Genomic DNA, 22,215 nt, shown 5'->3' on the forward strand with positions numbered 1-22,215 from the left:
GCTCAGGCGGGCTTGGTCCAGGCCCACTGGGTGACGCAGCGGGCGGGGGTCCAGCCGGTGAAGGAGCCCAGCGGTGCGGCGACCTCGATGCCGATGCGGGTCAGTTCGCCCCCGCGCTCGGCGAACAGGCCGGCGAGCCGCATCTCGGTCTCCAGCGTGACGCCGTGGACGACCAGCCGCCCGCCGGGACGCAGTGCGGCCAGGCAGGTGTCGAGCACACCCGGGACGCTCGCGCCGCCACCGACGAAGATCGCGTCCGGCTCGGGGAGCCCGGCGAGCGCCTCGGGCGCAGCCCCGCGCACCACGCGCAGCCCCGGCACGCCGAGCGTGGTGGCGTTGCGCATGATCCGTGTGGCCCGCTCCGGGTTGGACTCGATCGCGATCGCCCGGCACGTCGGGTGCGCGCGCAACCACTCGATGCCGACGGAACCGGCGCCGGCGCCGACGTCCCACAGCAGCCCGCCGGGCGTGGGCGCCAGCCGCGCCAGGGCCGAGGCGCGCAGGTCGCGCTTGGTCAGTTGGCCGTCGTGGGCGTAGGCCGTGTCGGGCAGACCGGGCGTCCAGCCCAGGCGGTGCGGCCCGACGACCTCGATGCCCACCACGTTCAGCCGCGGCGAGCGGGCCGACCAGGCGTCGGCGATCCCGTCGATCCGGGACGCGGCGGCCGAGCCGAGGTCGCCCAGGACGTGCAGCCGGCTCGCCCCGTAGCCCGCGCCCACGAGCAGGGCGGCGACGGCGGCCGGGGTCGTCTCGTCCGCGGACAGGGCGAGCACGCGGCGTCCGGGCGCGAGTTCGCGGGCCAGCAGGCCGATCGGACGCCCGACGAGGCTGACGACGGCGGTGTCCGCGGCCGACCAGCCCAGTTCGGCGCGGGCGAGCGCCACCGAGGAGACGGCGGGCACGATGCGGACGGCGTCCGCCCCGAGGAGTTCGACCAGGGTCGCGCCGATGCCGGACACCAGCGGGTCGCCCGACGCGACGGCCACCACGTCGCCCTGCGGCAGCTTCGCCAGCAGGCCAGGCAGGCCCGCCTTCAGCGGGGAGGGCCACGTGAGGCGGCGCTGGTCGGCGGCCTCCGGGACGAGCGCGAGTTGCCGGGGGGCGCCCAGCAGCACATCGGCGTCCTCGATGAGGGCGCGGGACGCGGCGGGGAGCCCGGCGAGACCGTCCGCGCCGATCCCGACCACGGTCAACCGGCGGGTGGGATCGACGCGGTTCAACACGGGTCACCACGCTATCGTGGGCGGCGGCACGAGGTGCCCCGAAGTGACGTTCGTCGGAGACGGCGAAGCGCGCGCGACGGGGAGAATCTGGGAAGCCGGTGAGATTCCGGCACAGGCCCGCTGCGGTGAACCGAGCCCCGGGAGGGGACTCGGCCAAGTCCGAAGACCGGCCTCGCGCCACGACCGACCGGTTGGCGACAGAGCGGGAGCCTCACATGCCACTGCAGTACCCCTTTTCGGCCATCGTCGGCTGCGAGGCCGACGACCTCGACGACATGGGCCTGGCCCTGGTGTTGTCCACCATCTCCCCGGAGATCGGCGGTGTGCTGATCCGCGGCGAGAAGGGGACCGCCAAGTCCACCGCCGTCCGCGCGCTCGCCGCGGTGCTGCCCCCCGTCGACGTCTTCGAAGGGGACCGGTTCTCGATCGACCCCGACGACCCCACCGCCACGTCGCCCGACGTGCCCGCCGCCACGCCGTCGCCCGGCCCGGGCGTGCGTCCCGGGGCGGCACGCGACGACCACGGCGGGGCGGCGTCCGACGACCACCCCGTCGCGGAATGGCCGGCCGCGGGACGCGCGCGACGCACCCGGCCCGTGCGGCTGGTGGAGTTGCCCGTCGGCGCCACCGAGGATCGCGTGCTCGGGTCGATCCACCTGCAGAGCGCCCTGTCGGCGGGGCGGGTGACGTTCGAGCCGGGGCTGCTCGCCCGGGCGCACCGCGGCATCCTCTACGTCGACGAGGTGAACCTGCTGCACGACCACCTGGTCGACCTCCTGCTGGACGCCGCCGCGATGGGACGCGCCACCATCGAGCGCGACGGCATCTCGGTCGAGCACGCCGCCCGCTTCGTCCTGATCGGCACGATGAACCCCGAGGAGGGCGAACTGCGTCCGCAGCTGCTGGACCGGTTCGGGCTCACGGTGGAGGTCGCCGCGCCGCGCGATCCGGGGCACCGGGTCGAGGTGGTGCGCCGCCGGCTCGCCTTCGACGCCGGCCCCGCCGCCTTCGCCGCCCGGTTCGCGCCGCAGGACGCCGCACTGAGCGCCCGGATCGGGGACGCCCGCGCCCGAATCGGCTCGGTGGCGCTCAGCGGGGCGGCGCTCGCCGCGATCGCCCGGGTGTGCGCCGGCTTCGAGGTGGACGGCCTGCGCGCCGACATCGTCACAGCCCGCGCCGCGGTCGCGCACGCCGCCTGGTCCGGACGCGGCACCGTGACGCGCGCCGACATCCGGCAGGCCGCGCTGCTCGCCCTGCCGCACCGCCGGCGCCGCAACCCGTTCGACGCCCCCGGCCTCGACGAGGACCTGCTCGACCGACTCCTGGGCGACGACGAGCCCGAGCCCGACCCCGACGACCTGCCGCCCGAGCCCGACGGCCCGGACGACCCCGGCCCGGACGACCCCGGCCCGGACGATCCCGGTCAGGAGGCCGCCGATGACACCGACGGGTCCGGCGAGCCTGCGACCGACGCCCCCGGGCGCCCCGACGCACCCGAGGGTTCCGACCCGACCGGACGCTCCGACGCCCCGCAGCCGGCGACCGATCCCCAGGGCTCCGCCCCGCCCGAGGACCTCGACCCGCCGCCGCTGGACGCCCCCGCCGACGCCGGACCGGACAGGACGGTCACCGCGGCCGCGCCCTACCGCCCCGGCTGTTCGCGGTCCGCGGGATGGGCGCCGGCAGCGCGGGACGCCGCAGCCGCGCGCTCTCGACCCAGGGCCGCCGGATCGGGGCCGAGCCCGCGGCGTCCGGGGCGGGATCGCTGCACCTCGTCGAGACGCTGATCGCGGCCGCCCGGCACCAGGGCGCGCGCCGCGCGGACGGCGGCCGGGTGCGGCTGGAGGCGTCCGACCTGCGCGTCGCCGCCCGGGAGGGCCGCGAGGCGAACCTCATCCTGTTCTGCGTGGACGCCTCTGGCTCGATGGCCGCCCGGCGCCGGATGACCGCGGTGAAGACCGCGATCCTGTCGCTGCTGCTGGACGCCTACCGCCGCCGGGACCGCGTCGGGCTGGTCACGTTCCGGCGCTCCGGCGCCGAGGTGGCGCTGCCGCCCACGGGTTCGATCGACATCGCCGCGTCCCGGCTGGAGGACCTGCCCGCCGGCGGCCGGACACCGCTGGCCGAGGGGCTGGAGGAGGCGGCGCGGGTGATCCTGCGCGAGCGCGTCCGGGACCCGCGGACGCGTCCGCTGCTCGTGGTCGTCACCGACGGCCGCGCCAACGCCGGCCCGGACGCCCTCGCGCGGGCCGGGCGGGCGGCGTCCGGGATCGCCCGACTGGGCGTCAGCGCGGTGGTGATCGACAGCGAATCGGGGCCGCTGCGGCTCGGACTGGCCCGCACGCTGGCCGCGGCGCTGAACGCGGAGCACGTCGGCGTCGACGAGGTGAGCGCCCAGGCGCTGACCGGCGCCGTCCACGCCTGGCGCGACGCCGCACCCGGCCACGACGCCGCGTTCGGCCCCACACCAGGGTCACCAGCCTCCGGCGCGCGCCCCGCGTCCCGCCGCGTCACGAACCGCACGAAGGGAGCGGCCTGATGCCGCAGGGACAGCCGACGACCGTGCCCGACGACGGGCTCACCACCCGACAGCGCCGCAACCGGCCGCTGCTCGCGGTCCACACCGGCGACGGCAAGGGCAAATCCACCGCCGCGTTCGGGCTGGCGCTGCGGGGCTGGAACCAGGGCTGGAGCATCGGGGTGTTCCAGTTCGTGAAGTCCGCCAAGTGGCGCATCGGCGAGCAGACCGTTCTGGAGCGCCTCGGCGAACTGCACGCCCAGACCGGCGAGGGCGGACCCGTCGAGTGGCACAAGATGGGGTCCGGGTGGTCCTGGACGCGCAAGTCCGGCGACGCCGACGACCACGCCGAGGCCGCCGCCCAGGGCTGGGAGGAGATCAAGCGTCGGCTCGCCGCGCAGACCCACGACCTGCTCATCCTGGACGAGTTCACCTACCCGATGGAGTGGGGTTGGGTTTCGGTCGACGACGTGGTGTCGACCCTGCGCGAGCGCCCTGGCTTCCAGCACGTGGTGATCACCGGACGCCGCGCGCACCCCGCGCTGATCGAGGCCGCCGACCTGGCCACCGAGATGACCAAGCTCAAGCACCCGATGGACGCCGGCCAGAAGGGCCAACGCGGCATCGAGTGGTGAGTGACTAGGGCCGGCTGACCAGCTGATTGATCCGCTGCGGGGACAGCCCGAGCACCCGGGCGGCTTCGCGCTGGGTCATGCCGGATTCGAGCAGGGAGACCACCGCGGAGCGGCGCTTGGCGCCCGCGTCGGCGAGGGCGGAGCGGGCGGCGTCCTCGTCGCGGGCAGCCTCGGCCAGAAGGGTGGCGGTCGTCTCGGGGAGCAGCACGGAGACGTCGACCGCCACGTCGCTCTCGCAGATGTCGAGGTAGGCGGCCACGACGGACCGCGACACCTCGTCCGCCTCGTCCAGTCGGTGCACCTGGGCGGCGATCCCCAGTTCCGGGACGGTCAGCACCCACCACCGGCCTTCGCGCGTGGCGGTGACGTCGTAGGTCGTCATCAGCGTCTCCCTCTTCTCACAGCCATTCATCCGGCACCTGAGTCAGGTGCGCTGCGATCTGGCGCACCACGCCGGCGGACACCTGCCGGTGATGGGGCACGACCCGTTCGCACCGAGCCGTCGGGGAGCCCCCACACCTCGTGCGAGCCCTTGGCCGTCCGCAGCAGCACCCAGCCCTGCGCGCGCAGCACCGCGACGACGTCCCGGTACTTCTGCGGCTTCATGCAGCGTGTCTATCCTACCCTGGATGTCGCAACAAGGGGCCTCTAGAGATCTGTGGGTGACGTGCGACTCAGCCCCTCCGGCGCAGGACCCACGCGAGCGCGTCCGCCGGTGACGTCACGGTCTCCACGCCGTCTCCGTGGTCGGGACGCCGCACCACGACGACCGGGACGCCCAGCGCGTCGGCGGCGTCCAGCTTGGGGCGGGTGAAGTCGCCGCCGGAGTCCTTGGTGATCAGGACGTCGGCGGCGTGCTCGCGCATCAGGGCCAGCTCGCCCTCCAGCGTGTAGGGGCCCCGCGACGTGACCAGCCGCCAGGACGCAGGCAACTCCAGGTCGGGGGCGTCCACCACGCGCGCCAGCACGGCCGAAGCGCGGAGGGCGGGCACGAACCGGGCGAGTTCCTGGCGTCCGACGGTGACGAAGGGACGCGCCCCCAGCGATGCGGCCATCCGGGCGGCCTCCTCGTGGCCGTCGGCGTAGCGCCAGCCCGGACGCGGCTCCCAGCCCGGACGCTCCAGCCGCAGCAGCGGGACCCCCTGGGCGGCGCACGCGGCCGCCGCGTTGGCGGACATCCCGCGCGCGAACGGGTGGGTGGCGTCGACGACCAGGTCGAACCCGGCCAGCGCGGCGCGCAACCCGGGCACCCCGCCGAAGCCGCCGATCCGCACCGCACCCACCGGCAGACGCGGCCGGGCGACCCGGCCGGCGAGCGAGGAGGTGACGTCGATCCCGGCCTCCACCAGCGCCGCCGCCAGCGCCCGTGCCTCGCCTGTGCCGCCCAGCAACAACACCCGAACGCCCGGTGCTGGCGGCTCCCCGCTCACGAGGACGCCTCGGGTGCGCGCAGCAGCGCCAGGTCCATCACCCAGCCGGCGGCCTCCTTCGCCGCGGCCCGGGCCGCCTCGATGGCGGGCACCACGTCCGCGACGCGCCCCGACACCAGCGCCTCCGACGGGGTGCCGAGGTTGGCGCCCCACCAGATGGTCCAGTCGGCCAGGCCGTCCAAGGGCAGCCGGGACAGCAGCATGATCACGATGTTCGTCTGCCCCGACGCCAGCGCCTCGGGCAGCCGCCGCCCGGTGGTGACGTGCACCGGCGCCCCGACCGGGTGCAGCACGATGCGGTGCCGGGCGGCCAGAAGCTGCGGCGCGCTGATGCCCGGGATCACCTCGAAGTCCACGCCCAGCTCGGCCGCCAGCGCCGCGACGATCCGGATCGAGGAGTCGTACAGCGACGGGTCGCCCCACACCAGGAACGCCGCCGAGCCGCCCCGGGCGCGCAGCACGGACGCGTACGCCGCCACCCGGGCGGCGTGCCAGGCGGCGACGGCCGCCGGGTAGTCGGCGGGGTCGTCGCGGTCGCGCGGCGGGTCGTCCACCGCGACGATCGCCAGCCCGAACGGCTCGACGACCGCCCGCCGGATCGCCAGAAGCCCGTCCGCGTCCGACTTCCGCGCCGCGATCACGTAGTCGGACGCCGCCAGCGCGGCCGCCGCCTCCGGCGTGACGTGCTGGGGACCCATCCCGATCCCGACGATCCGGATCGGGCCCACCGGGGCCGATCGGGCGTGCGTCGCAGCCGGGGCCGATCGGGGGTGCGCCGCAACCGGGGATCCCTCGCCGCCCCGTGGGTCGTCGCTCACGCGTCCTCCTCCAGGTCGCCCTCGACGTCCAGGTAGACCTGCTGCATCGCGGCCAGCACGGCGGTGTCCGGCTCGGCCCACAGGCCCCGGTCGGCGGCCTCGTGCAGCCGCTCCACGATGCCGCGCAGCGCCCACGGGTTCGACCGCCGCAGGAAGTCCTGCGTCTCGGCGTCCAGCACGTACTCGCGCGCCAGCGCGTCGTACATCCAGTCGTGGACGACCCCGGCGGTGGCGTCGAAGCCGAACAGGTAGTCCACGGTCGCGGCGAGCTCGAAGGCGCCCTTGTAGCCGTGGCGGCGCATCGCGCCGATCCAGCGCGGGTTGACCACTCGCGCCCGGAACACCCGCGCGGTCTCCTCGGCCAGCGTCCGGGTGCGGACGGCGTCCGGGGTGGTCGAGTCGCCGACGTACGCGCGCGGGTCGGCGCCGGTCAGCGCCCGCACCGTGGCGACCATGCCGCCGTGGTACTGGAAGTAGTCGTCGGAGTCGGCGATGTCGTGCTCGGCGGAGTCGACGTTCTTGGCCGCCACCTTGATGCGGCGGTAGTTGGCGCGCATGTCGTCGGCGGCCGGCGCCCCGTCCAGGTCGCGGCCGTAGGCGAAGCCGCCCCACGCGGTGTAGACCTCGGCCAGGTCGGCGTCGTCGCGCCAGCTCCCGGACTCGATCACCTGCAGGATGCCGGCGCCGTAGCTGCCCGGCTTCGACCCGAAGATCCGGGTGGTCGCCCGCCGGGCGTCGCCGTGCAGCGCCAGGTCGGCGTCCGCGTGGGCCTTCACGAAGTTGGACGCCGCGGGCTCGTCCAGCCCGGCGACCAGGGCGATCGCGTCGTCCAGCATGGCGATGACGTGGGGGAACGCGTCCCGGAAGAAGCCCGAGATCCGGACCGTGACGTCGATGCGCGGCCGCCCCAGCTCGGCGAGCGGCACGACGGTCAGCGACGCCACCCGGCGGGACGCCTCGTCCCACTCGGGCCGGACGCCGAGCAGCGCCAGCACCTCGGCGATGTCGTCGCCGCTGGTCCGCATCGCCGACGTGCCCCACACCGACAGCCCCACCGAGGTGGGGTACTCGCCGGTCTCGTCCAGGTAGCGCTGCAGCAGCGAGTCGGCCATCGCCTGGCCGGTCTGCCAGGCCAGCCGTGACGGGATGGCGCGCGGGTCGACGGTGTAGAAGTTGCGCCCGGTCGGCAGCACGTTCACCAGGCCGCGCAGCGGCGACCCGGACGGGCCGGCAGGGATGAAGCCGCCGTCCAGCGCGTGCAGCACGCCCGCGAGCTCGTCGGTGGTGCGGTCCAGGCGCGGCACGACCTGCTCGGCGGCGAACCGCAGCACGGCCCGCACGTCGGCGTCCTCGTGCAGGCCCTCGACCGCGTCGACCGACCAGTCGGCGTCCTCCATGCCGGCGACCAGAGCGCGCGCCTGCCCCTCGATCCGGTCGACCTCGGCGGTCGGGGCGTCCGGCGCCAGCCCGAGCGCGGCGCGCAGGCCGGGCACGGCGCCGCCGACGCCGCCCCACACCTGCGCGGCGCGCAGGATCGACAGGACGAGGTTCACCCGGGCCTCGCCGGTCGGGGCGTCGCCCAGGATGTGCAGCCCGTCGCGGATCTGCGCGTCCTTGATCTCGCACAGCCAGCCGTCGACGTGCAGCAGGAAGTCGTCGAACTCCTCGTCGTCGGGCCGCTCCTCCAGGCCCAGGTCGCGGTGCATCTCCGCGGCGCGCATCAGCGCCCAGATCTCGCCGCGGATCGCCGGCAGCTTGGCCGGGTCCATGGCGGCGATGTTGGCGTGCTCGTCCATCAACAGTTCGAGGCGGGTGATGTCGCCGTAGCTTTCGGCGCGCGCCATCGGCGGGATCAGGTGGTCCACGATCAGCGCGTGCGCCCGCCGCTTGGCCTGCGCGCCCTCGCCCGGGTCGTTGACCAGGAACGGGTAGATCAGCGGCAGGCTGCCCAGGGCGGCGTCGGGCCCGCAGGACGCCGAGGGCGCGGCGTTCTTGCCGGGCAGCCACTCCAGCGAGCCGTGCTTGCCCAGGTGGACGACCGCGTCCGCGCCGAAGCCGTGCTCCAGCCAGCGGTAGGCGGCCAGGTAGTGGTGCGAAAGCGGCAGGTCGGGGTCGTGGTAGATCGCGATCGGGTTCTCCCCGAAGCCGCGCGGCGGCTGGATCAGGATCACCACGTTGCCGGCCCGCAGCGTCGCCAGCACCAGTTCGCCGGCGTCGTTGACGAACAGCGTCCCGGGCGCCGGGCCCCACGCGTCCGCCATCGCCGCGCGCAGGTCGGCGGGCAGGTCGGCGGTCCAGCGCTCGTAGTCGGACGCCGGGATGCGGGCGTGCGCGTCGGTCAGCTGCGCGCTGGTCAGCCACTCCTCGTCCTGCCCGCCCGCGGCGACCAGCGCGTGGATCAGGGCGTCGCCGGCCGCGGTGTCGTCCTCCGGCGTCCCGGCGGTGTGCGCGGCCAGGATCCCGGTGACCGGGTTGTCGGCGCCCAGGTCGTAGCCGTCGGCGGCCAGGCGGCGCAGCAGCCGGATCGCGGAGACGGGGGTGTCCAGCCCGACGGCGTTGCCGATCCGGGCGTGCTTGGTCGGGTACGCCGAGAGCACCAGCGCCAGCCGCTTCTCGGCGTTGGAGGTGTGCCGGAGCCGGGCGTGGTTGACGGCGATCCGCGCCACGCGGGCGGCGCGCTCGGGGTCGGCGACGTAGTGCGGCAGGCCGTCCTCGTCGAACTCCTTGAACGAGAAGGGCGCGGTGATGATGCGGCCGTCGAACTCGGGGATCGCGATCTGGTTGGCCGAGTCCAGCGGGGTGACGCCGTCGTCGGACGCCGCCCACTCGGCCCGCCCGGTGGTCAGGCTGAGGCCCTGCAGCACCGGGATGTCGAGCGCGGCCAGCCGCGCCACGTCCCAGGCCTCGTCGTCGCCGCCCGCCGACGCGGCCGCCGGCGTGCTGCCGCCCGCCGCGAGCACGGTCACGACGAGGGCGTCCAGGGTGGCCAGCGCCTCGTACAGGTCGTCGGGCGCCGAGCGGAGCGACCCCGCGAAGATCGGGACGCCCACCGCCCGGTCCGTGGCGTCGATCGCGTCGGCCAGCGCGTGCGCGAAGCCGGAGTTCCCGCTCGCCTCGTGCGCCCGGTAGTACAGGACGCCGACGCGCGGCAGGTCGGCGTCCGCGGCCGTGGGAGAGGGCCGCGGCGCGAACCCCCAGGCGGGGATCGCCGCCGGGGGCTCGAAGCCCTCGCCGGTCAGCAGCACGGTGTCGGAGAGGAACGCGTGGAGCTGGCGCAGGTTGTCGGGCCCGCCCTCGGCGAGGTAGCGGTGGGCCTGCGCGGCGACGCCGATCGGGACCGACGACAGCTCCATCAGCTCGGCGCTGGGGCTCTGCTCGCCGCCGAGGATGACCAGCGGCGTCCGGGCGGCGCGCACGGCGTCCAGGCCGGGCCACAGGTCGTGCGGCGAGCCGAGCAGCCGGTAGACGACCAGGTCGGCGTCCGCGAGGACCGCGTCGAGCGCGGCGTCCGAACTGCGGGCCGGGTTCGCCCAGGCGTAGCCGGCGCCCGAGGCGCGGGCCGACAGCAGGTCAGTGTCAGAGGTGGACAGCAACGCGATGCGGATGGTGGGCTCGGCCACGATTCCTCCTGAGGGGTTCTCGCCCCGTCGAACGGTCGGATCGCGCGCGCCCCGTATCTGGCTGGCCGTCCGCGAGGACGACATCACAGTGGCGGAACCGCCCCGGACTCTCACCGGGTTCCTGGCGGACGCGTGCGCGACCACCCTAGGGGACGCCGGTCCCGGGGCCGCGCACGCTCGGCCGCTGGATGGCGGCGGCAGCGGCCGGTCGAGGATCAGCGAGCCGGCACCGCCCGGGCGCTCACCGTGCTCGGACCGGCCGCGCACCCGGCCGCCCCCACCATCGCGCTGCAGCACGGCGCCCAGCGGGTCGGGCGCCGCGACGCGGGGCCTCGATCGGCACTGGTGCGGCCCGCTAACCTACGGTTGTGACAAGTTGGGGCAACGCCGACCCAGGGGGACCGATGGACACCAGCAATATCGCCGTGCGCATGGCCGAGGTCTTCCGGCGGTTCCCGGACCGGCCCGCCACCCGGATCAAGGCCGGTGACGGCTGGGAGGTCCGCTCCTACCGCGAGCTGGCCCGCGACGTCGCCGCGCTGGCCGGCCACCTCGTGGCGCAGGGCATCGAGCCGGGCGACCGCGTCCTGATCCTGTCCAACAACCGGCCCGAGTGGAGCATCGCGGACCTGGCGCTGCTGTCGATCCGCGCCGTGCCGGTGCCGATCTACCCCACGAGCACGCCCGAGCAGGTGCGCCACATCGCCGGCGACTCCGGCGCGGTCTGGGCGTTCGTCGAGAACCAGAACCTGGTCGAGCGGCTGCTGCCGGTGTGGCCCGAGCTGCCCGCGCTGCGCGGCACCTGGACGTTCGACGGCGTCGCCGCCGACGACGCGCGGGTGCGTCCGCTCGCCGACGTGCTGGCCGACCCGGTCTCCCCGGACGCGTCCGCCGCGGCGGCGTCCCGGCTGACGGACGCCTCGGGCGACGACCTGGCGTCCATCATCTACACCTCCGGCACCACGGGCGAGCCCCGCGGCGCCGCCCTCAACCACCGCGGCTTCACCTCCGAGCTCGACTCGCTGGACGCGTTCTTCGACATCACGCCCGAGGACCACTCGCTGGCCTTCCTGCCGCTGTCGCACGCGCTGGAGCGCGCCTGGACGTTCAAGGTGCTCACCTCGGGCTGCATGAACACCTACGTCGCGGACGCCCGCACGGTCGCCGACGCCCTGGTCGAGGCCAAGCCGACGATGTTCGTCAGCGTGCCGCGGCTGTACGAGAAGGTCTTCACCACGGTCCATCAGAAGGTCGCCGGGTCACCGGCCAAGAAGGCGATCTTCCAATGGGCGATGCGGGTCGGCGCCTGGAACCAGCGCGCCTACCGCAAGGGCCGACGCCCCTCGCTCGGCCTGCGCGCCATGCTCCCGGTGGCGAACAAGCTGGTCTTCGGCGCGATCCGGGACGCCCTGGGCGGCCCCAAGACCGTGATGGCGTGCGGCGGCGCCCCGCTGCGGGAGGAGATCGAGGAGTTCTTCTCGGCCGCCGGCATGCTGCTGTGCCAGGGCTACGGCCTCACCGAGGCGTCCCCGCTGATCTCGTTCAACTCGCCGAGCGCGTTCAAGTTCGGCACGGCCGGGCGGGTGATCGAGGGCGGGGAGATCCGCATCGCCGAGGAGGGCGAGATCTGCTACCGCGGCCCGAACGTCATGGTCGGCTACTGGAACAACCCCGAGGCGACCGCCGCGGCGATCGACGCCGACGGCTGGCTGCACACCGGGGACGTCGGCTACGTCGACGTCGACGGATACCTGGTCATCACCGACCGCATCAAGGACATCATCGTCACGTCCGGCGGCAAGAACATCGCCCCGGCCCCCATCGAGGGCCTGATCCTGGCCGACCCGCTGTTCGAGCACGCGGTCGTGCTGGGCAACAACCGCCCCTACGTGACGCTGCTGGTCCGCCCGCACCTGCCCGCGCTGGAGGACCTCGCCCACCAGTTGCACCTCACCTTCGCGGACGCGGGGGAACTGCCGACCCGTCCCGAGATCGTCGAGGAGATCAAGCGGCGCGTCGCGGCGCTGACCGACAAGCTCCCCAGCCAGGAGAAGGTCAAGGACATCCGGGTGATGCTGGAGGAGCTCACCATGGACAACGGCCTGCTCACCCCGACGCTGAAGGTGAAGCGGCGTCAGGTGGAGGAGCGGTTCTCCGCGCTGATCGAGGAGATGTACGAGAAGGTCAGCCACATCAAGGACCGCCGCCACTGAGTCCAGCGGTGGCGTCCGCCTCGGCGGTGCGCGCGCCGCTTCCGGCTCAGATCCAGCCGTTGTCGGTCGCGGATCGCAGCGCCTCGGCGCGGTTGCGGGCGCCCAGCTTGCCGATCGCAGCGCTGAGGTAGTTGCGGACCGTGCCCTCCGACAGGTGCACCGCGCCGGCGATCTCGCCGGTGGACGCCCCGCCGGCCGAGGCGGCCAGCACCAGCGCCTCGCGTTCCGACAGCGGGGACGCCCCGATCGACAGGGACGCCGCCGCGAGGTCGGGGTCGACCACGCGCAACCCGCTGGCGGCGCGGCGGATACCCTCGATGAGCCGGTCGACGGGGGTGTCCTTCACCAGGAACCCGACGGCGCCCGCCTCCATCGCGCGGCGCAGGTAGCCCGGCCGGCCGAAGGTGGTCAGCACGATGACGCGCGTGCCCGGTGAGGCGGCCGCGATCAGCGGCAGCGCGTCCAGGCCGTCCTCGACATCGAGGCCGCCGGCGGGCATCTGAACATCCAGCAGCAGCACGTTGGGGGCGTGCTCGCCGGTCACGGCCACCGCGGCGGCCACGGTGCCGGCCTGCGCCACGACCTCGAGATCGTCCTCCAACCCGAGCGTGGTGGCCAGGGTGGCGCGGATCAGCGTCTGGTCGTCGGCGATCGCCACCCTGATCATGAGTTCCTCCTCGTCGCGGGCGTGGCCGCGTCCGCCCCGGTGTGGGCGGTCGGCGTGAGCACGGTGGCCCGCACGGTCGTCCCCGCCGGCGACGACTCGAGCGTCAGCGCGCCGCCGGCGGCCTCGACCCGCTCGGCCAGGCCGCGCAGCCCGGTGTGGCGCGTGTCGGCGGGGATGCCGCGGCCGTCGTCGGTGATGGTCACGGACGCCTCGTCGGCGGTGATCGTGCAGGTGGTCGCGCCGGCGTGCCGCACCACGTTGGTGACGGCCTCGCGCACGACGTAGCCGAACAGTTCGGCGCGGGCGTCGTCCAGGACGGGCAGCGCCGAGGGCGTCCGGCACTCGACCCCGGCGGCCTGCAGCACCGACCGCGCCGAGGCGACCTCGGCCGCCAGCCGCACCTCGCGCATCCCGGAGGCGGTGGCGCGCACGTCGGCCAGCGCCTGCCGGGCGACCTCGCCCAGCGTGCCGACCTCGGCTCTGGCGGCGCCGTCGTCGCGGCCGATCAGCCGCTCGATCAGGTCGGCCTTGATCGCGATGGTGGTCAGCGAGTGGCCCAGGATGTCGTGCAGGTCGCGGCCGATCCGTTCCCGCTCGGCGGCGACGGCGAGCACGGCGGTGCGCTGCTCGGCGCGCAGCAGCCGCTCCCGCATGCCCGCCTGCTCCATGGCGATGCCGATCGACCAGGCCAGCGCGAACGCCATCACCGACATGATGATCGCGAAGGTGTCGGCCTGCGTGAGGGCGACGCCGACCGCGGCCAGCGCGACGACGATGACCATCGGACGCGCCTCCCGCCACGGAAGCAGCATCGTCGCCACCATGGTCATGTAGGGCGCGAAGTACGACACCAGCGTCGGGGTGTCCGCCGCGACGGCGAGCGCGCCGATCGCGGCGATCAGGCCGGCGAGCCACGTCCAACGGGCACCCGGCCGCCAGTGCATCACCAGGCTGGATCCCAGGAACAGCACCAGCACCGCCAAGGACCCCGCGATCACGGACGGCAGCCGGGCGGGGGCGCCGGTCGCGGTCAAGACGATCGGGATCGCCAGGAACGCCGTGCTCGGCAGCATGTAGCCCGCGCCCTGGGCCAGCGAGCGCCGCCACCAGTGCAGGTCGGTGGCCGCCGGGTCGTAGCCCGGTGCGGTGGACGCGAGCGGCTCGGTCATAGCGGCGCCGGCGTCCAGGTGCCGCCCGGGCCCGCGATCGCCAGCGTGAGTCCGGGCACGTCGTCGCGCACCACGCGGACGTCGGTGCCCAGCGCGGCCAACCGCGGACGCAGCGCCCCCGGATCGGGATGGGTGAGCTCGAAGACCACCAGATCAACCCGTGCCCCGATCGTGCCGGCCGGCGACGGCGTGGCGCCCCAGTCGATGACGAACGGGATGACGCCCGAGTCGTCGGCCGCCAGCGGCCGGGTCAGCCGCCAGGTGAGCAGCGTGCCATCGGGCGCCCGCCGCGACCCGTCGCCCAGCGGGCCGAGGTCGGCGCCGGCGGCGGCTGCGGCGGCCAGGGCGGCGTCCGGGTCGGCCGGGTGGACGGCGAACGTGCGCGCCACCGGCGCGGTGACCCGGTCGAGGCCGAACACCACCTGCTCGGCCGTCCCGACCGCCGGGTCGAGCCCGATGATCTCCAGGTAGGCGCCCTCGCCGAACGTCATCAGGTGGTTGCGGGTGCCGAACCGGGGGTGGACGCCGCCGGCCTCGGGCGTGACCCCCGTGGCGGCCGCGATGGCGGCGACCGTTCCGGCCAGGTCGGGAGTGGCCACGACGATGTGATCGAGGTTGGTGGGGATGGTCATGTCGTCCTCCGTTCGCTGCTGATCACACTACGACGCACCCGTGCGACCCCTGGGGGTGGGGCTCAGCGCCTGGACGTCCGCACGGCCCGCCGGTAGCCCAGCGCGCCCAGCCCGACCAGCACGAGGCTCCAGGCTCCGATCACGGCCACGCCCCGCCACGGGAACTCCCCGCCCATGATCGGCCAGGCGCCGATCTGCGCGGCCCAGTACGACGGCAGCGACAGGCCGAGGGCCTGCATCGGGGCGGGCATCATCTCCAGCGGGATCCACAACCCGCCCAGCATCGACAGCGCCAGCATCACCAGCGTCGTCGCTGCGGACGCCGCGGCCGGCTTGAACCACAGGCCCAGCGTCAGGCCCAGCAGGATCATCGGCAGCAGCGCCAGCAGCAGCAGCGCGAAGGAGCCGAGCCAGGCGGCCGCGTCCAGCCGGACGCCGCGCAGCGCTCCGGCGACGAACACGATCCCGATCGCCGGGATCACCACGCCGACCGCCACCAGCACCTTCGCGGCGACGAACTGCGCCGGGGTGAGGCCGGTGATCATCAGCTGCCGGAACCAGCCCGTCGAGCGCTCGTTCTGGATCTGGTTGCCGGCCGACATCGCCGCGCCCAGCCCGCCGTAGGTGGCCATCATGACCATCATCGCCGCCGCGACGCTGACGCCGCCGTCGGCGGCGTAGCTGCCGAACATCGACGAGAAGAACAGGTACATCGTGGTCGGCATCGCGACGACGAAGGCCAGGAAGCTCCACTCGCGCAGCATGATCCCCAGGCTGCCGAGCAGGTAGTGCACGAACGGGTTGGTCCGGCGTCGGGCGGCGCGGGTGGCGTCCGGGGTGGACGCGGCGGTGGTGAGCGTGGTCATGGCGGTTCTCCTGGTGGTGGTGGGTGTCAGGCGACGAGCTCGAGGAAGGCGTCCTCGAGGCTGGGCGAGGTGACCTCGACGTCCCGGACGCCGGGGTGGGGGAGCAGGGCGCGCAGCGCGGCGTCGGAGTCGGAGCAGTTCAGCGTCCAGCGGCCGGCGGTCTCGGACGCCGACACGACGCCGGGCAGGTCCGCCCAGTCGGCGTGCGGGCCGGCGAAGGTCACGTGGCGGCCGCCGACGACCGCCTTGATCTGGCTGCCGGTCCCGTCGGCGACGACGCGGCCGGCGTTCATCACGACGATGCGCTGCGCGAAGGCGTCCGCCTCGTCGAGGTAGTGGGTGGCGAACACGATGGTGCGGCCGCCGTGTGCGAGGTCGGCCATGGTCGCCCAGAACCGGCGCCGGGTGTCGACGTCCATGCCCACGGTCGGCTCGTCCAGCAGCAGCAACCGGGGATCGCCCATGATCGCCAGCCCGAACCGGACGCGCTGCGCCTGGCCGCCGGACAGCTTCCCGACGTTCGCGCGCAGCAGCGGGGCGAGCTCGGCGCGCTCGATCACCTCGTCCAGCGGAAGCGGGTGCGCGTGCAGACCGTGCATCAGCTTGAGCAGCGTCGAGACGTTGACGTCGGCGAGCAGGGCGCCGTTCTGCAGCATCGCCCCGACCGCGCCGGTGCGGACCGCCGCCGTGGGCGTCCGGCCGAAGACGGCGGCGCTGCCCGCGTCGGGCCTGGCCAGGCCGAGGATCATCTCGGTCGTGGTCGACTTGCCGGCACCGTTGGGGCCCAGCAGCGCCAGGATCTGCCCGGCCGGGACGGTCAGGTCGAGGGCGTCGACGGCGGTGAGCGCGCCGTAGCGCTTGGTGAGCCCGGCGAGCCGGATCGCGGGTTCGGTGAGGGTGGTGTTCGTCATGTCCTCAGCCTCGCCGCGCGCCGCCGGGCTCCCCAGGGGGCGTCGTCACGACCTGGCCGTGACATCCGTCACACGAAGTCCCAATCAGCTCCACATGAAAATGCCGGACTTGGAGTTCACGGGTGGGTGATCCCGAGAGCCTGTCGGGTATTCGCGAGGTTCGCGCGCAGCAGCGGAGCGAGTTCGGCGCGCTCGATCACCTCATTCAGCTCCAGCGGGTGCGCAACCCGGCTGAAGGTCAGCCCATCGTGCGGTGGCCGTCGATCCCCTCGCGGATGATGTCGGCGTGGCCGGCGTGCTGGCTGATCTCGGCGAGCATGTGCAGCGCGACCCGGCGCACCGACCAGCTGACGCCCTGCTCGAACCAGGGCGCCTCGGGCACGGGTGGGCCAGGTCGAGGTCGGCTTCGGCGAGGACGGCCTCCGTCGCGGCCGCCACCTCGTGGATGCGCGCCCGCAGGACGTCCAGAGTCTCGTGATCGGCGAGCACGAAGCGGGTGTCCTCCCACTCGCTGCCGTCCCAGTCGCCGTCGTTCTCGGCGCCCTCCGCGGCGACGGCGTCCCAGTCGACGTCCGACTCGTACACCCCCGATCCGCCGAACGCCTCCGCCCCGGCGACGGCGAAGGCCATCCACTGCTCCTCGGTGTCGGCGACGTGCTTGAGGAGCGACGCGATCGTCAGCTGGCTGACGCTGCTGCGCGAGCGCGCCTGCTCGTCGGTCAGCCCGTCGGCCGTCTGCAGCAGGAAGCCGCGGTGGCGCCGCAGCGTCTCGATCAGGGCGGTGCGTTCGGGGGAGTCCGTCATCGGCTCGCCTTTCGGGTCGGAGGTGCGGTTCCGGGGCCGGGGTGGCCGCCCGCCGCGTGGCGGGGATCCGCCAGGAGGAACGCTACGGCTCGGTCGGCCGCGGGCGGAACCCCTTCGGGCGCCCGGCGCGGCCGCCCAGCGCCGGGCCGAGCACCGCCCCAGCCGATTGAGCACCTGCTCGGCGCGCCTCCAGGCCGCCGCGGGCCGGCGGCGGAGGAAACCGGCAACAGCCCTAGGGTGTGGGCCATGGACCTGGCCTCCGCCCAACGCGACCTGCTCGCCACCGAACGCTGGGCCTGGCTCGGCGCCCACCTCCAACGCTGGTACGCCGCGCCGCTGACGGCCGGAGACGGCGAGGCGCCCGAGGCGATCGCGGCGGCCGAGCGGCGGGTCGGCGTCGCGTTCCCCGAAGCCCTGGTCGAGTGGTTCCTGCTCGTGGGCCGCCGGCTGCGGGCCGTCCAGGACGCGCCGCTGGCCTTGGACGCCGTCGCCGCCGAGGAGGGCGGGCTCGCGTTCTGGCAGGAGAACCAGGACGTGTGGACGCTCGCGGCGACTCCGGCCGGCGACACGGCGATCGACGACGCGTCGTTCGCGTGGGCCGAGCCGCCGCTGGTCGCGGCGCTGGAGGGGATGCTCGCCTCCGATCTGATCGTGGGTGCCTGGTCCGGCGGCGGCCATGGCCCGCTGGGGCGCCTCGCCGACGGCGTCGTCGGCGGCGTGATCGTCGACGGGGAGCCGGACCTCGTGGCGGGCTACCCCGACCTGGGGCTCCCGGCCAACCCGTTCTTCAGCGTCGGCGTCCGCGGGGACGCCGCCACGCTGCTGCGCTGCGACCCGGCCGGCGGCATGGGCCTGGAGTGGGCGGCCGCGACGCCGGACGCCGTGGCGGCCCTGGACAAGGTGGTTCCCCTGGATCCGCCGGGCGGCGTTCACGTCGTGGCGGTCGCGTTCGAGGGGCTCGACCCCGACCTGCTCGGGCTGGTCACCGACGCACGCGGCATCCCGGACGCGGCGCGAGTAGCCCCGTGGCTCGGCGCCGCGGCCGGGCTGAGCACGGCCCGCGCGTCGCGGCCGACCCCCACGACGCCCGGGTCGGCGGTGTTCGAGTACGAGACGACCGAGCCCGACGCCCTCGTGGCGCGGCTCGCGTCCGGGATCGAGGGTCCGCTGCGGGCACACCTGACCGTTGCGCGCCGCCCGGAGCGGATCGGCACGTTCACGCGCGTCTTCCCCGATCCCGGACGCCGCTGGCCCTGAGCCCGGACGCCGCCGGCCCTGCTGAGCGGGCCAGGGACGCCGAACGCCGCGTCAGTCCCCCACGCCGCCTCCCGGGGCGCCGCGCGCGGTCGGTCAGCGCCAGCCCAGCGCGGGCGCGACCTCGGTGAGGATCGACTCGATCACGTGGGTGTTGTACGCCACGCCCAACTGGTTGGGGACGGTGAGCAGGAGCGTGTCCGCGGCGGCGATCGCCTCGTCCTGCGCGAGTTCGGCGATCAGGACGTCCGGCTCGGCGGCGTACGAGCGTCCGAAGATGGCCTGACCGGAGTCGATGAAGCCGACCTGGTCGCTCGCGTCGCGGTTGACCCCGAAGTAGCGGCGGTCCTCGTCGGTGGTGAGCGCGAAGATGGACCGACTCACCGACACGCGCGGCTCGCGCTGCCAGCCGGCGTCCTTCCACGCCTGCCGGAACAGGTCGATCTGCTTGCGCTGCTGCACGTGGAACGGCTCGTCGCTCTCGTGGTCCTTCAGGGTGGAGCTCATCAGGTTCATGCCCAGCTTGGCGGCCCACTGCGCGGTCGCGTTGGAGCCGGCGCCCCACCAGATCCGGTCGCGCAGCCCGGGGGACTGCGGCTGGATGCCGAGCGGGCCGGGGTGCGGGTTGGGGAACATCGGACGCGGATTCGGCTCGGCGAACACGGCGCCGTCGATCACCTGGAGCATCACCTCGGTGTTGCGCCGGGCGACGTCGGCCATGGTCTCGCCCTCGGGGGCGGCGTAGCCGAAGTAGGAGAAGCCGTCGATCACCTGCTCGGGCGAGCCCCGGCTCACGCCGAGCTCGAGGCGTCCGTCGGCGATCAGGTCGGCCGCGGCGGCGTTCTCGGCGAACATCATCGGGTTCTCGTAGCGCATGTCGATGACGCCGGTGCCGATCTCGATGCGGGACGTCCGCGCGCCGATGGCGGCCAGCAGCGGGAACGGCGACCCGAGCTGGTGGGCGAAGTGGTGAACGCGGAAGTAGGCGCCGTCGGCCCCGATCTCCTCGGCGGCGACGGCCAGGTCGATGGACTGGTGCAGCACGTCGGACGCCGACCGCGTCCCCGACTGCGGGTGGTCGCTCCAGTGCCCGAACGACAGGAAGCCGATCTTCTTCATGCCAGAACAATAGGCGTCGCGGTGCGCGCGCCGACCTCCCGGCCTCCCTGGCGGGCGGCGCGGTCGGCGGCGTTCGGCCTCGTCGGGACCGCTTCCCCGACGCGGTTCCTCTCGTCGGGGAAGCTACTCGAACCGGTTGATCATGAACTGGGCAGCCCGCACCAGGTACTCGCGCAGTTCGGCGTCCTCGGGTTCGGGCAGATCCAGGGAGTCGACGGCGGCGAGCATGTGGGTGACCCAGCGGTCCCGCTGGTCGGGGGTGACGGCGAAGGGCGCGTGCCGCATCCGCAGCCGCGGGTGGCCGCGGGTCTCCTGATAGGTCTTCGGCCCGCCCCAGTACTGCTCCAGGAACAGCCGCAGACGGTCGGACGCCGGCCCGAGATCCTCCTCGGGGTACATCGCCCGCAGCGTCGGGTCGCCCGCAACGCCCTCGTAGAACCGGTCGACGAGGGCCTTGAACGTCGGCGCGCCGCCGACGCGCTCGTAGAAACTGGGGAGGTCCTGGGTGGTCACGCCGTCCATGCTGCCACCCGCGGCGTCCCCGACGCGGGCGGGGAAGCCGAACGGGCGCGGACGTCACCGCCCGCGCCCGTTCGACGGGAGATCAGCGCAGCGTCTCGATGAAGATGTCGTTGCCCGGACCCAGCGGCAGGCCGGCGAAGTAGTAGATCGCCAGCACGCCCAGCCACAGCAGCCAGAACGGCACCACGAACGGGAGCATGCCCGACATCAGGTTGCCGAAGCCCGCGTTGGGGATGTAGCGCCGCAGGTACGTGAGCAGCACGATCATGTACGGGTTCATCGGGGTGATGACCTGCGTGGCGGAGTCGCCCACCCGGAACGCCGCCTGCACGAAGGCCGGCTCGAGCCCGACCAAGCCGAACATCGGGACGAACACCGCCGCCATGATCGTCCACATCGACGAGCCCGAGATGATGAACAGGTTCAGCACCGAACACAGCATCACGAACAGGATGATGACGCCGAAGCCGGTCAACCCGGACGCCTTCAGGCCGTCCGCGCCGGCGACCGCGATCCACGAGCCGATGCCCGACCAGTTGAACAGCGCGATGAACTGGCCCATCACGAACGCGAGCACCAGGAACGGGATCATGTCCTTCAGCGCCAGCCCCATCAGCTGCGGGACGGCGTTGAACCCCTTGATGGAGCCCGACGTCTTGCCGTAGAGGAAGCCGCCGACGGCGAACAGCACGAACACGATGAAGACGATGGAGTTCAGCAGCGGCGAGCGCGGCAGGAACTCGCCCTCGGCGTTGCGCCATGGCGAGAACGGGACCAGCACGGCCGCCAGGATCACCAGCCCGGTGATCAGGACGCCCCAGCCGCCGAACTTGAGCCCCCGACGTTCGGCGTCGGTCAGCTCGTGCCCCACGGCCTCGTTGGTGTCGACGGTGACCTCGACGCCGTCGTCGTCGATGGTCAGCACGCTGTCACCGCTCGACTCGACTTCGGCGTCGGAGATGCCCTGGCGGACCAGACGCGGCTCGATGATCTTTTCGATGATGAAGCCGGCAGCGATCGACAGCACGATCGAGGAGACCACGTTGAAGTAGTAGTTCGACACCGGGTTCACCGGGGCGGCGGCCGCCGCGACCGTCGGCACCGACGGCAGCACGGCGTTGGTGATGCCCGCGAACAGGGCGTCCAGCGAGGTGGGCACGATCGACGTCGAGTAGCCGGCGCCCGCGGCCGCGAAGCCGCCCAGCAGGCCGGCGACGGGGGAGCGTCCGACCGCCTTGAAGGCCATCGCGGCCAGCGGCGGCAGGATGACGAACACCGAGTCGGCCATGATCGAGCCGACGACGCCGAGGAAGCCCACCATGTAGGGCAGCAGCCAGCGGGGTGCGGAGCCGATCGCGGCGCGGATGGCGGCCGACAGGAAGCCCGTCTTCTCGGCGATGCCGATCGCGAGCAGGATCGGCAGCACCGTCACCAGGGGCGGGAAGCCGACGTAGTTCTGGCCGATGTTCGAGGTGAACCACGCCAGGCCCTCACCGGTGAACAGGCCCTTGACGACGGTGGCGTCCTTCGCGCCCGGCACCTGCACGGTGACGCCGGCCAGCGCGGCCGCCGTCCCGACGACGCCGACGATGAGGAACAGCCAGATGAAGAGGTTGAACGGCTGGGGCAGCTTGTTGCCGGCCCGCTCGAGCGCCGAGAGCAGTTTGTCGCTCCGCGTGGGTTCGGCCGTGGCGGTTGAGTTGGTCACGTGATGCTCCTTCCCTGGGGGTGCCCGGGTGGTGTTGCAGGTCGTGGTCGGTCGTGTGGTCGGCGTGGCGCCGCGCGCCGGTGCGCGGCGCCGGGAGTGATCCTCT

General features: G+C 73.9%; 17 protein-coding genes, 2 pseudogenes and 2 riboswitches. Of the genes and pseudogenes, 5 read left to right on the forward strand and 14 right to left on the reverse strand.

The genetic code is table 11. The features are described from left to right. Positions 1–2: 2 nt before the first annotated feature. The gene (cbiE, locus tag G7070_RS09055) at positions 3–1,223 is read right to left on the reverse strand and encodes a precorrin-6y C5,15-methyltransferase (decarboxylating) subunit CbiE (RefSeq protein ID WP_166233467.1); all 1,221 of its coding nucleotides are present in this window, start codon (positions 1,221–1,223) and stop codon (positions 3–5) included. Between the two features lie 29 nt (positions 1,224–1,252). After that, positions 1,253–1,398, forward strand: a riboswitch (cobalamin riboswitch). 40 nt (positions 1,399–1,438) lie between these two features. On the opposite strand from cbiE, the pseudogene G7070_RS09060 reads away from it, so the two are divergent. The 3 genes and pseudogenes from G7070_RS09060 to cobO all read left to right on the forward strand — a co-directional run. Beyond that, a pseudogene (locus G7070_RS09060) lies at positions 1,439–2,518 on the forward strand (ATP-binding protein); the annotation flags it as partial. A 377-nt stretch (positions 2,519–2,895) separates the two neighbouring features. After that, positions 2,896–3,762: a vWA domain-containing protein gene (locus G7070_RS17750; RefSeq protein ID WP_206079692.1), complete on the forward strand. Its 867-nt coding sequence runs from the start codon at positions 2,896–2,898 to the stop codon at positions 3,760–3,762. Beyond that, on the forward strand, positions 3,762–4,376 hold the full coding sequence (gene cobO / locus G7070_RS09065) for a cob(I)yrinic acid a,c-diamide adenosyltransferase (protein WP_166233468.1): 615 nt from the start codon (positions 3,762–3,764) through the stop codon (positions 4,374–4,376). Before G7070_RS17750 ends, cobO begins: the two co-directional genes overlap by 1 nt. Positions 4,377–4,380: 4 nt before the next feature. Here cobO and G7070_RS09070 read toward each other — a convergent pair whose 3' ends face one another. The 4 genes from G7070_RS09070 to cobN all read right to left on the reverse strand — a co-directional run bounded on the left by G7070_RS09070 (position 4,381) and on the right by cobN (position 10,244). Continuing rightward, positions 4,381–4,758, reverse strand: a complete 378-nt coding sequence (locus G7070_RS09070) for a helix-turn-helix domain-containing protein (RefSeq protein WP_166233469.1) — start codon at positions 4,756–4,758, stop codon at positions 4,381–4,383. A gap of 292 nt (positions 4,759–5,050) precedes the next feature. Beyond that, positions 5,051–5,806 carry a cobalt-precorrin-6A reductase gene (locus G7070_RS09080; RefSeq protein WP_206079693.1) on the reverse strand — a complete coding sequence of 252 codons (756 nt, stop codon included), beginning with the start codon at positions 5,804–5,806 and terminating at the stop codon, positions 5,051–5,053. Beyond that, complete coding sequence (cobF, locus tag G7070_RS09085) at positions 5,803–6,624, reverse strand: precorrin-6A synthase (deacetylating) (protein WP_246226975.1); 822 nt, start codon at positions 6,622–6,624, stop codon at positions 5,803–5,805. The genes G7070_RS09080 and cobF overlap by 4 nt, the downstream gene beginning before the upstream one ends. Next, positions 6,621–10,244 carry a cobaltochelatase subunit CobN gene (gene cobN, locus G7070_RS09090; RefSeq protein WP_246226977.1) on the reverse strand — a complete coding sequence of 1,208 codons (3,624 nt, stop codon included), beginning with the start codon at positions 10,242–10,244 and terminating at the stop codon, positions 6,621–6,623. The genes cobF and cobN overlap by 4 nt, the downstream gene beginning before the upstream one ends. A 53-nt stretch (positions 10,245–10,297) precedes the next feature. Further along, positions 10,298–10,366, reverse strand: a riboswitch (cobalamin riboswitch). A 282-nt stretch (positions 10,367–10,648) separates the two neighbouring features. Between cobN and G7070_RS09095 the strand changes: the two genes are divergently transcribed. After that, positions 10,649–12,457, forward strand: a complete 1,809-nt coding sequence (locus tag G7070_RS09095; protein WP_166233471.1) for an AMP-dependent synthetase/ligase — start codon at positions 10,649–10,651, stop codon at positions 12,455–12,457. 46 nt (positions 12,458–12,503) lie between these two features. On the opposite strand, the gene G7070_RS09100 is transcribed toward G7070_RS09095, so the two are convergent. The 6 genes and pseudogenes from G7070_RS09100 to G7070_RS09125 form a co-directional block, all read right to left on the reverse strand. Then, positions 12,504–13,124: a response regulator transcription factor gene (locus G7070_RS09100; RefSeq protein ID WP_166233472.1), complete on the reverse strand. Its 621-nt coding sequence runs from the start codon at positions 13,122–13,124 to the stop codon at positions 12,504–12,506. Continuing rightward, entirely contained in the window at positions 13,121–14,293 is a 1,173-nt protein-coding gene (locus tag G7070_RS09105; protein ID WP_166233473.1) for a sensor histidine kinase, read from the reverse strand. The genes G7070_RS09100 and G7070_RS09105 overlap by 4 nt, the downstream gene beginning before the upstream one ends. Further along, a complete protein-coding gene (locus G7070_RS09110; protein ID WP_166233474.1) occupies positions 14,290–14,925 on the reverse strand; it encodes a VOC family protein in 636 nt (211 codons plus the stop codon). Before G7070_RS09110 ends, G7070_RS09105 begins: the two co-directional genes overlap by 4 nt. 62 nt (positions 14,926–14,987) lie before the next feature. After that, complete coding sequence (locus G7070_RS09115) at positions 14,988–15,791, reverse strand: ABC transporter permease (RefSeq protein WP_166233475.1); 804 nt, start codon at positions 15,789–15,791, stop codon at positions 14,988–14,990. Between the two features lie 26 nt (positions 15,792–15,817). Continuing rightward, positions 15,818–16,702, reverse strand: a complete 885-nt coding sequence (locus G7070_RS09120) for an ABC transporter ATP-binding protein (RefSeq protein ID WP_166233476.1) — start codon at positions 16,700–16,702, stop codon at positions 15,818–15,820. A gap of 238 nt (positions 16,703–16,940) precedes the next feature. Continuing rightward, positions 16,941–17,506, reverse strand: a pseudogene (locus G7070_RS09125) (DinB family protein). A 246-nt stretch (positions 17,507–17,752) separates the two neighbouring features. On the opposite strand from G7070_RS09125, the gene G7070_RS09130 reads away from it, so the two are divergent. After that, positions 17,753–18,763: a hypothetical protein gene (locus tag G7070_RS09130; RefSeq protein WP_166233477.1), complete on the forward strand. Its 1,011-nt coding sequence runs from the start codon at positions 17,753–17,755 to the stop codon at positions 18,761–18,763. Between the two features lie 93 nt (positions 18,764–18,856). Here the strand turns inward: G7070_RS09130 and G7070_RS09135 are convergent, their stop codons facing one another. The 3 genes from G7070_RS09135 to G7070_RS09145 form a co-directional block, all read right to left on the reverse strand. Beyond that, positions 18,857–19,879, reverse strand: a complete 1,023-nt coding sequence (locus G7070_RS09135) for an LLM class flavin-dependent oxidoreductase (RefSeq protein WP_166233478.1) — start codon at positions 19,877–19,879, stop codon at positions 18,857–18,859. Between the two features lie 123 nt (positions 19,880–20,002). Further along, the gene (locus tag G7070_RS09140) at positions 20,003–20,392 is read right to left on the reverse strand and encodes a globin (RefSeq protein ID WP_348981455.1); all 390 of its coding nucleotides are present in this window, start codon (positions 20,390–20,392) and stop codon (positions 20,003–20,005) included. Between the two features lie 91 nt (positions 20,393–20,483). After that, positions 20,484–22,109 carry an AbgT family transporter gene (locus G7070_RS09145; RefSeq protein WP_166233480.1) on the reverse strand — a complete coding sequence of 542 codons (1,626 nt, stop codon included), beginning with the start codon at positions 22,107–22,109 and terminating at the stop codon, positions 20,484–20,486. Positions 22,110–22,215 lie beyond the last annotated feature (106 nt).

The organism is Propioniciclava coleopterorum (assembly GCF_011393335.1).
Classification (GTDB): Bacteria; Actinomycetota; Actinomycetes; order Propionibacteriales; family Propionibacteriaceae; genus Propioniciclava; species Propioniciclava coleopterorum.